At 72.4% G+C, this 859-nt stretch carries 1 protein-coding gene; it reads right to left on the minus strand.

Annotation, left to right across the window (positions count from 1 at the left end):
* On the minus strand, positions 1-793 hold a 793-nt coding region (locus tag HG543_RS53890; RefSeq protein ID WP_169352707.1), incomplete at its 3' end, for a M16 family metallopeptidase.
* Positions 794-859 lie beyond the last annotated feature (66 nt).

Raw genomic sequence — 859 nt, forward strand, 5'->3', positions numbered from 1 at the left:
GGGCCGGGAGGACGGGGGCGGACACCGGCTCCACCCGCGTGGCGACGCCCGCGCCCGTCATCCCGGCGAAGGCACGGGCGACCTCGAACTTCACCTCCTGCGGGGGCAGCGGGCCCGACACCACGAGCACCGTATGCGCCGGCGTGAGATGGGTGCGCGCGAAGGACCGCGCGTCCTCCAGCGTCAGCGCCCGGACGGACGCGGCCGTCGCACCGGACATCCGGCCATAGGGGTGCCCCGGCAGCAGCGAGGCGTGGAGCAGCCGGAGCTCCTCCAGCACGGGGTACCGGTCCTGCCACGACTGAAGCTGCGCCGCGAACGCGTCCCTCACCGAGGTGAACTCCGCCTCGGTGAGCCCCTCCAGCGGGTCCCGAAGCCGCTGCGCCTGGAGCGCCATCAGCCGGGCGAGGCGGTCCGGCGGGACACTGAACGTGTAGCCCGTGTCCTCGGGGCCCACGTGGGCATCATAGGTGGCGCCCGCCGCGAGGACCTGGCTGTCCAGCCGAGACGCGGGGCCCGCCCCCCGGTGGGCGACGAAGGTCAGGCGCGAGACGAGGATCGCGAGGCCCTCCTTGCCTGGAGGCTCGCTCACGGTGCCCGCCGCATAGGAGACGTACACCGTCGCGCGCGGCGCCTGCGGCGTGTGTTGCACCAGCAACCGCAGGCCGCTGGGGTACACCTCCAGGGCACTGTTGAAGGCCACGGGCTTGAAGGGTGGCCGCCGGGTCGCACACCCGGGAATGACAGACAGCGTGAGCAGCGAAAGCAGCAGCAGACATCCCAGGCGAGACATACGAGCCCTCATGGTGCCGACCTCTTAAACCAGACATGGGCCTCCGGAAAGCGCCCGCCCCGGACC

Origin of the sequence: Pyxidicoccus fallax, assembly GCF_012933655.1 — a bacterium.
In the GTDB taxonomy this organism is placed as follows: domain Bacteria; phylum Myxococcota; class Myxococcia; order Myxococcales; family Myxococcaceae; genus Myxococcus; species Myxococcus fallax.